This is a genomic window from Flavobacterium sp., assembly GCF_003525665.1.
GTDB lineage: Bacteria > Bacteroidota > Bacteroidia > Flavobacteriales > Flavobacteriaceae > Flavobacterium.
Genome location: NZ_DQDX01000074.1, coordinates 1 through 8,712, shown reverse-complemented (window position 1 = coordinate 8,712; position 8,712 = coordinate 1). Strand labels below are relative to the sequence as shown.

General features: G+C 33.4%; 9 protein-coding genes. 3 read left to right on the top strand and 6 right to left on the bottom strand.

Going from position 1 to position 8,712, the window contains the following annotated elements; translation table 11 throughout:
* Positions 1-893: type IX secretion system membrane protein PorP/SprF (locus tag DIU01_RS05255; RefSeq protein ID WP_290832192.1), on the top strand; the 893-nt coding region annotated here is incomplete at its 5' end.
* 53 nt (positions 894-946) lie between these two features.
* Positions 947-1,462 carry a gamma carbonic anhydrase family protein gene (locus tag DIU01_RS05250; RefSeq protein ID WP_035125446.1) on the top strand — a complete coding sequence of 172 codons (516 nt, stop codon included), beginning with the start codon at positions 947-949 and terminating at the stop codon, positions 1,460-1,462.
* 128 nt (positions 1,463-1,590) lie between these two features.
* Here the strand turns inward: DIU01_RS05250 and DIU01_RS05245 are convergent, their stop codons facing one another.
* From DIU01_RS05245 to DIU01_RS05225, 5 genes are read right to left on the bottom strand one after another with little or no spacing between them, the layout of a single operon-like run.
* Positions 1,591-2,508 carry a geranylgeranylglycerol-phosphate geranylgeranyltransferase gene (locus DIU01_RS05245; protein WP_290832191.1) on the bottom strand — a complete coding sequence of 306 codons (918 nt, stop codon included), beginning with the start codon at positions 2,506-2,508 and terminating at the stop codon, positions 1,591-1,593.
* 3 nt (positions 2,509-2,511) lie between these two features.
* Positions 2,512-3,450: a mevalonate kinase gene (locus DIU01_RS05240; RefSeq protein WP_290832190.1), complete on the bottom strand. Its 939-nt coding sequence runs from the start codon at positions 3,448-3,450 to the stop codon at positions 2,512-2,514.
* Between the two features lie 18 nt (positions 3,451-3,468).
* Positions 3,469-3,768: a type II toxin-antitoxin system RelE/ParE family toxin gene (locus tag DIU01_RS05235; RefSeq protein ID WP_290832189.1), complete on the bottom strand. Its 300-nt coding sequence runs from the start codon at positions 3,766-3,768 to the stop codon at positions 3,469-3,471.
* On the bottom strand, positions 3,768-3,989 hold the full coding sequence (locus DIU01_RS05230) for a hypothetical protein (RefSeq protein WP_290832193.1): 222 nt from the start codon (positions 3,987-3,989) through the stop codon (positions 3,768-3,770). The genes DIU01_RS05235 and DIU01_RS05230 overlap by 1 nt, the downstream gene beginning before the upstream one ends.
* 8 nt (positions 3,990-3,997) lie before the next feature.
* Complete coding sequence (locus DIU01_RS05225; RefSeq protein WP_290832188.1) at positions 3,998-5,083, bottom strand: diphosphomevalonate decarboxylase; 1,086 nt, start codon at positions 5,081-5,083, stop codon at positions 3,998-4,000.
* Between the two features lie 84 nt (positions 5,084-5,167).
* Here DIU01_RS05225 and DIU01_RS05220 point away from each other — a divergent pair, with 84 nt between their 5' ends.
* On the top strand, positions 5,168-5,644 hold the full coding sequence (locus DIU01_RS05220; RefSeq protein ID WP_290832187.1) for a TspO/MBR family protein: 477 nt from the start codon (positions 5,168-5,170) through the stop codon (positions 5,642-5,644).
* A gap of 65 nt (positions 5,645-5,709) precedes the next feature.
* Here the strand turns inward: DIU01_RS05220 and DIU01_RS05215 are convergent, their stop codons facing one another.
* Positions 5,710-8,682: a T9SS type A sorting domain-containing protein gene (locus DIU01_RS05215; RefSeq protein ID WP_290832186.1), complete on the bottom strand. Its 2,973-nt coding sequence runs from the start codon at positions 8,680-8,682 to the stop codon at positions 5,710-5,712.
* Between the last annotated feature and the right edge of the window lie 30 nt (positions 8,683-8,712).

Genomic DNA, 8,712 nt, shown 5'->3' with positions numbered 1-8,712 from the left:
TATTGCATCCATCGATGGCTGGTGCGGCCAATTGTGCCAAAGTTAGATTAACAGCAAGACAACAATGGTTGGGTCAAGAAGATGCACCTGCATTGCAAACTTTGAGTTTTAATGGAAGCTTGGGCGAGCGATCTGGAGCTGGAATTATTTTGATAAACGACAGGAACGGTTACCATTCGCAAAAAGGAGTTCGATTGACGTATGCGCATCACTTAATGTTTTCAAGAGATAAAGTAGATTTAAATCAATTATCATTTGGTATTAGTGCTGGATTTGCTCAAAGTTTATTGGATGAAACCGATTTTTATATTGCCAACCCAGAGTATGATCCGATTATTAATGGTACTATTGAGCAAAAAGCATCTTATTTTAATGTTGATATTGGAGCATCTTATAATTATTTAGATTTTTATGTTCATGCAACAGTAAAGAATGCATTAGCGAGCGATAGAAAATTATATACCGATAGAGAACCAGTAGATTTAAAACGTTTAATCTTAAACTCTGGATATACTTTTGGAGATGAAGAAACTATTATGTGGGAACCGTCATTTATGTTTCAGTATGTGAGTCAAACGAAAGAATCATTGATTGATTTAAACGTAAAAGCATACAAGACATTAGCGGCAGGAACACTTTGGGGCGGATTGTCTTACAGAAGAAGTCTTGATGGCGCACAATACATAGAAGGAAACTCTGTAGCTGATCAAAAGCTGCAATACATCACACCAATTGTTGGGTTTAACTTTAATAACTTTATGTTATCGTATACCTATTCTCACTTGTTAGGAAATGTGAAGTTTGATACTGGAGGTTTTCATCAGGTAACACTTGGAATAAACTTATTCTGCAAGCAAGAGAAGTATGATTGTAATTGTCCTGCGGTGAATTAAGAAATAATACAATCCCAATAGTAATATTGGGATTCTTTTTTATAAAAATAATTATGATAATAAAATCAGTAAATGGGAAGTCACCTAAAATTCCCGAAGATTGTTATGTTGCTGAAAACGCAACTATTGTTGGCGATGTAGAATTTGGTTCGCAATGTAGTGTTTGGTTCAATGCTGTTATTCGTGGTGATGTGCATTATATTAAAATTGGTAATAAAGTGAATATTCAAGATGGCGCGGTTATTCATGCGACGTATTTAAAACATCCTACCAATATTGGAAATAATGTTTCTATTGGTCACAATGCTATTGTTCACGGCTGTACTTTGCACGATAATGTTTTAATAGGAATGGGCGCAATTGTTATGGATAATTGTGTGGTAGAGAGCAATTCGATTGTCGCTGCTGGAGCGGTTTTAACTCAGAATACCGTTGTGGAATCAGGAACTATTTATGCTGGTGTTCCGGCAAAGAAAGTGAAGGATATTAATGCTTCAGATTTTGCAGGTGAAATTGAACGTATTTCTAATAATTATGTAATGTATTCGGGTTGGTTTAAAGACGAATAGTGTTTTGAAATTGGGAACTTTACAAAAGACATTTGCTATTTATCCCGAAGCTTCGGGACTGATTGTAGCAACTACCGTGTAGTGCGGAAAGCAGGAAAATGGATTACAAGAATTACTACTGATTCGCTCTAAATTTTAAGCAAATTTCTTCCGTGAATTAGTACTTCTGGATCGATAAGAACGATGCAAAATACGCCTGAAACTACTAAGAATTTTAGGATGTTGTGAAGCCTTAAATAGTCAGGTTTACTGTCTGATTTCCAAAGATAAATTAGAAAGAAAATTAGAATTATTAAGCTTACATAAAAGTAAATATCCATGTAACCTACGTCGTAGATTTCGACTAAGAAATAGACTGGAAGTATGGTAATTACGGTGAGTAACGAAATGGTTTTTTTTGCAAATACTTCGCCGAATTTTACCGGAATTGTTTGGTAATCATTCGCAATATCGCCTTTAAGGTTTTCTAAATCTTTTATAATTTCTCTAATTAGAAGTAGCAGAAATAGGAATGTGGCGTGTGCGAAAATTTGTGGATATAGATTTTTGTAGTACAATAAAATGGCAAAAAACGGCAAAACGGCTAGGAGTGAAGCGGTTAGGTTGCCAATTATTGGGTGTTTTTTTAGTTTGTGCGAGTAAAACCAAATTAAAAAAATGTACACCGAGAAGAATAAAACGGCTCTAAATGACACTAAAAAAGCCAGAAGTGCCACGACAAAATTGACGGTGAAATAGACTTGGAGTTTGGTTTTTTGACTGACTAATCGGTCCAGTTGAGACTTATTTGGGCGATTGATTAAATCTTTTTTACTATCGTAGAAATTGTTTATTATGTAACCCGAAGCAATGGTTAATCCTGAAGCAATTACAATGATAAACAGATTGAAATCGAGTAGGACTGACAATGCTCTTTTCTCTGGCGCCATTATAAAAATTGCCGATAGGTATTGCGCTAACGCAATAATTGGAATGTTGTAACCGCGAACCACAGAAAACATACTGATGATTTTCAGTAGCGTGATTTTGGTTTTTCTGCTCAGCATGGTTTAGAAATTATAAACCACTTCTAGCTTGTAGTCTTTTAATGATTCTTTTGCTTTTTCTAAATCTTCTGTGAAACCAAGTATGTATCCGCCACCGCCAGAACCACAAAGTTTTAGGTAGTAATCGTTGGTGTCAATTCCTTTTTGCCAAATTCCGTGGAACTGTTCGGGAATCATTGGTTTGAAATTATTTAAAACTACTTTAGAAAGTTTTTTGGTGTTAGAAAATAACGATTTCATATCGCCACCAAGAAAGTTTTCTACGCAAGCATCGGTATATTTCACAAACTGATTCTTAAGCATGGTACGGAAACCTTGATCTTTCAAATTTTCCATAAAAATGTTAACCATTGGTGCGGTTTCGCCAACAATTCCTGAGTCTAATAGAAATACTGCGCCTTTGCCATTGGTGCTTTGTGTTGGAATTCCAGTTGCTTCAATATTGTCTTTAGAGTTTATTAAAATTGGAATGCTTAAGTAACTATTTAGTGGATCAAGACCAGAACTTTTTCCGTGGAAAAACGATTCCATTTGGGAGAAAATAGTCTTTAATTCTAATAATTTTTCTCTAGTTAAGTTTTCTAGAACTGTAATTTTATTATCGGCATATTTGTCATAGATAGCAGCAACTAATGCACCACTACTTCCAACGCCGTAACCTTGAGGAATGCTAGAATCAAAATACATTCCGCGTTCAACATCGGCTTTTAGAAGTTCTAAATTGAACGTAACCAATTCGGGTTGCTCAGTTTGAAGATTTTCTAAGTAAGTAACAAATTTGCGTAAGCTTGAATTAGATTTTACGGCTTCGGCAGATGGATTTTCATCTACTTTCAATGCGCCATTGTAAAAATTATAAGGAATTGACAAACCTTTGGAATCTTTGATGATTCCATATTCTCCAAAGAGAAGTATTTTTGAGTAAAATAATGGTCCTTTCATATAATTTTATGTTTGAAATTATTTGATTTTACTAATTTTTGATGGCTTTTGTCTAGTGTCAAAAAGTGCTAAAATTCTAATTTCTTTATTGTTAATTCTATAATAAATTGTGGTTTGTTTAGTTAAAACAAATCGATATTGATTTGAATTTATTTCCGATTTTGGAAAAAACTCTGGGTTGGTTTGAATTATTTCAAATCCTTTTTTTAGTTTTTCAATGAACTCATTTCTTACTTTTAAAGAAAACTTTGCTTCTAAATAATCTGCAATTGCAATGGTGTTTTTCAATGCTGTTTTAGAAATGACAATTTTTTTCATTACTTTTTTAGTAAATCAAAAAAAGCTTCGGAAGTTACAAACTCTCCTCTGTCAATTTCCTTATCAGCTTCTTCAATTTCATTTTTTTGGTCTTGAGACAAATCATCCCACCAATCTTTTTGGTCTTTTTTAAAAATTGCCTTCACTTTTTTAATGATTGATTCATCTTCAGTTTGAAGCAATAATTGCGCCAGTGTTATCTTTTCTGCCTGAATATCCATAACCAAAGTTAAATAAAAATTTGACTTCCAAATCCAATTTCATCACAAATATACTGACCATTTTGACAATAGCCAACTAATTCGTCCTTAATAAATTGCAAAGTTTCAACTCTAACGTTTTCGGGATACAAAACGTGAACATTTGCACCAGCATCGAGCGTAAAACAAACTGGAATTTTAGTTTCGTTTCTAAATTTCCAAATTTTATTTATGATTTCCAATGTATTAGGTTTCATCAAGATAAAATAAGGCATCGATGTCATCATCATCGCATGTAAAGTCAGAGCTTCACTTTCTACAATTTTGATAAATTCTTCTAAATTTCCATTCTCTAAAACGCTTTTTATAGCCGATAAATTGTGATGCGCTTGCGCAAATCGTTGTTCAGCAAAGGGATGATTGTGCATTAAATCGTGACCAACTGTGCTCGAAACTTGTTTTTCGCCTTTATCAACTAGCAAAATCGTATCTTGATAATTTTTAAAATTCGAATGAACTTCTGATGAAAATGGTACTCCGAATAAATCGGTACTTCCAGGGATTTCTGCATGATTTCCCCAAACAACAATGCTTCCTTTTACGCTTCTACACGCACTTCCAGAACCAAGTCTTGCTAAAAAAGAGGCTTTTTGATAGAAATAATCTTCGGACATTTCTGGATTTAAAAGTTTTTCCAAACTCATAATGTTCATTGCCAAAGCTGCCATTCCTGATGCTGATGATGCAATTCCAGAACTGTGAGGAAACGTATTTTGTGTATCAATTGTAAAATGAAAACTCGTCAAATACGGACAATAAACTGCAATTCGTTCGAAGAATTTCTGAATTTTTGGTTTGAAATCTTCTTTTGGCTTTCCTTCAAATAATAAATCGAATGAGAAATTTGAAACTTCTTGTTTCTTTTCAAATGATAATTTAGTGATTGTTTTACAACTGTTTAATGTAAAACTTATGGATGGATTTGCCGGAATTTGATGGTCTTTTTTACCCCAATATTTTACAAGTGCAATATTACTTGGTGCACTCCATTGAAAGCTTCCGTTATCAACAGATGCTGTAGTTTCATTAAAAATAAAATCCTTTTCGGAAATCATAAAGTATAATTTTATACAAAGATACTTAAATTTAGAAAAGTAAGTTCGGTTTTGTTTAGTACATTTGTATAAAAAATAAACAAGATGCAAAAAATACTTCGAATTGCTTTAGTGGTTACAACGTGTTTGGTTATTGGTTATTTATCTAGTTTGGTTACAAAAGAGAGTATAACAACTTGGTATCCAACAATAAATAAGCCAGTATTTAATCCGCCAAATTGGGTTTTTGCACCGGTTTGGACAATCCTGTATGTTATGATGGGAGTTGCTGGTGGAATGATTTGGAACAAACTTGAAACCGATCAAGAAAATGTAAAAAAGGCTTTTATGTTTTTTATTATTCAATTAGGATTGAATGCTTTATGGTCGTACTTGTTTTTTGGATTGCACAATCCGTTTTTGGCTTTAATCGAAATTATTTTGTTGTGGTTGATGATTTTCGAAACTCATAATCAATTTAAGAAAATTGATAAAATTGCAGCATTGTTGTTATTGCCTTATTTGGCATGGGTAAGTTTTGCTACTGTATTAAACGCAAGTATTTGGTGGTTGAACCGCTAAAAAGTAAACTGTAAACAAGAAATCCCGACTTATAATCGGGATTTTTTTTGCTTATAGTTCAGTTATTATTTTATAACTAATTTCTTAACTTGTTTCACCTTGTTATCTGTTGCCACTTCAACCATATAAACTCCAGACGAAAGTTCAGAAACATTGATATTAGTTTGATTCGAATTTACAGCATCAACTTTTTTCACAACTTTTCCTAAAACATCAAAAATTACTATACTTTCAATATTTCCAAAATTAATATTTGAGCTTATTTGAACTAAATCGGTTGCTGGATTTGGATAAAGCAAGAAATTATCTGAATTAAAATCCAAATTATTTAAAGGTGCTACAAATTCTGTATTGAAAGTGTTTGTGATAATTGGTGGATTGTAATCAAAGAATATACTGGCTGTATTTGGAATAATATCGCCTATTGCAAAACCAGGATTTGGTTTAATTCGATAACTAACGAATCCATGACTAAGGATTGGGTTTTGTGAAGTTGGAGGTAAATCGATATCATAGAAAAACCAAGTCAATTTATTGTTTTCTCGTTTCAAATCGTAATTATGACTTGAGCCAATCATTTCTATTGTACTCGGATTTAATTTATTATGCAACATGTTTTCAATTCTGATAAATTCTGCGTTTGCAGTTCCAGTATTTTCAAAGGTTATAGTGTAATTTAAATAATCATTGGAAGTAAAATTATTTATTGGAATTTCTGGACCATGCGATTCATATACTTCATTTGGATCGTACGAACCAATAACGGCTTGAGTTAAGACAGAATTATTATTTTCTAAATTAAATTCTCCAGAAATATTTGAGATATGAGAAGAAATGGTTAGTAAGTCACCCAAATTTACGGTTGGAATTGTAGGAGTTTGTAAAATAATAGAAATATATCTAGTTTCATTTGGAGCTAAATTGGTATAATTGTAAGTAAATCCATTTGGTGTTGTAACCGTACCAGTTTGACTAACACTATTTATTGTTTCTAGATTGTTTTTTACAAATGTTATAGTTCCATTGGTAGTTGTTGTAGCGTTATTTTTATAATATAATTCACAATATCTTGTAAATCCTGGTCGTGGACTTTCAGCATTTAAGTTTGTAGAGACATCAATATAAGGCATGATTTGAGTTACCGGAAAATAGTAATAATTTATTCCTGATGCAGCAACAATTGTGATGTTTTGATAGCTTGCCGATGTAGAGTAAAAAGACGTTAAATAGCTAGGGATGAAAAAACTTAAATCATAACTATTTGCTGGATTTGTTGAAGGAATGTAGAAATCACCATTGTTAGAATAAGAATAAATTGGATTACCATCATTGATAGAATAAGTACAATAACCATAATTAAAATTACTTTCAGTAACATCTTTTATTCCGTTCGCATTACTATCAATAAATGCTACAACCATAATAGAATCGCTACAAGTCCCATAATCTTCACAATCATAGCTGCAATTAGTGACTGGCGCGCTCCAGACTGAATTGTCATTTGGATTACAGCTACTTCTAATGTAAAAATCATAGCAGGTATTGGGTGTTAACCCAGTTAGTACAAATGGAGAAGTCGCTGCAGCAATCCATCCAGTTGTTGCGGCAGTTGGTTGAGGCGATCCTTGCGGTAACGCTAAAATGTGCCACGCAGTTGATGCGTTATTTTCTACCCAATTTAATGTTACAGAAGTATCCGTTATATTAGTGACGGTGACTTGACTTGGTTGCATGCAGAAATCCATCGTTATGCAATTTACATTAGCAATCCAACCAGAATTGGTAATTGTTGCGTTACTTCTAAATCTAAAAGTTAAACATCCATCAGGACTTGAAGACGTAAATGGTCCAGGAACTGTTGTTCCCCAATATCCTCCAGCCAAACCTCCGGGAACATTTCCTCCAGAGTTTGAAGTAAGTATTTGAGGAGAACTTGAAGAATTTCCATTAAAAACATACAAAGCATCGTTATTACTTTCAACATCAAATGAAGAAAAGGTAACAGAGACAACCTCGCCTGGAGTAGTTGGACAAATAGTTATATTTGAATCCTCATTATTACTGTAATTAGCCGTTGCTTGTCCAGAGTCTAAGTAGTTTCCGCCGCAAACTGGTGGAGCAAATGATGTGCTAAATTGCATTGGCCCAACCCAATTGCTGGTAATACCATCGCTACAAAGTGATCTTACATAGTATTTGTATTGTGTATTTGGTGATAATCCTGAAGCAATATATGGTAAAGTTCCGCTGTAAACAACACCTGAGCCAGTTGGAGTATCTGAAATGGGTAGAATCTCTATTTCCCAAGAGGAACTACCGCTAGGATTATTCCAAGATAAATTGACTTGATTAAATGTTACTGTTTGTGCTGTTAAACCAAATGGATCTAAACATTTTTGAGCAATTCTTACATTGTCCAATAACCATCTATCACCACCTATTGTTGGAGTGGTTTGGGTAAATTTCCTAACAAAAGAAATATAAACTTGTGGTCCAAAAGTGGTAGGAATGTCAACTACTTTTTCTGTATATATATTAAAAGGATTTTGAACGCCATCAATTGTAGTCACTAATTCATTTTCAGTATATTCAGCTAGAGTTGTATATGCCGCTATATTAGTTGGAGGTACTGTGGCTGGTGCAATCTTTATTTGATAAATTGTTCCCTGATTTCCACTTGTAAATGTCCGCGAGAAAAAACGTAATTGACCATTTGTAGGAACAGTTACTAGTGGCATAGTTAAATAATCTTCTGAAGTATTACCCAATCCTATTTCCTCTACACTACTTATGGCGGCATTAGAACCTGCAAATGTCATTGGTGGAGTAGCAACAGTACTATTGATCTTCCATCTTTCTGTAGGTCCAAAAGTATTTTGAAAAACATGCCAATTTCCGCTTTGTAAAGCCCATTCGGTTGATGGTGAAGCACTCGGACCGGTTGTATTTTCAAATCCTTCAAAAAAAGTAGCTTGAGAATGTCCTATAAAGTTTAGAAGAAAAAAAGTAAAAAAAGAGAAAAGTAGTTGTTTTTTCATGAGCTAAAGTTTTCTATTTCAAATATAACC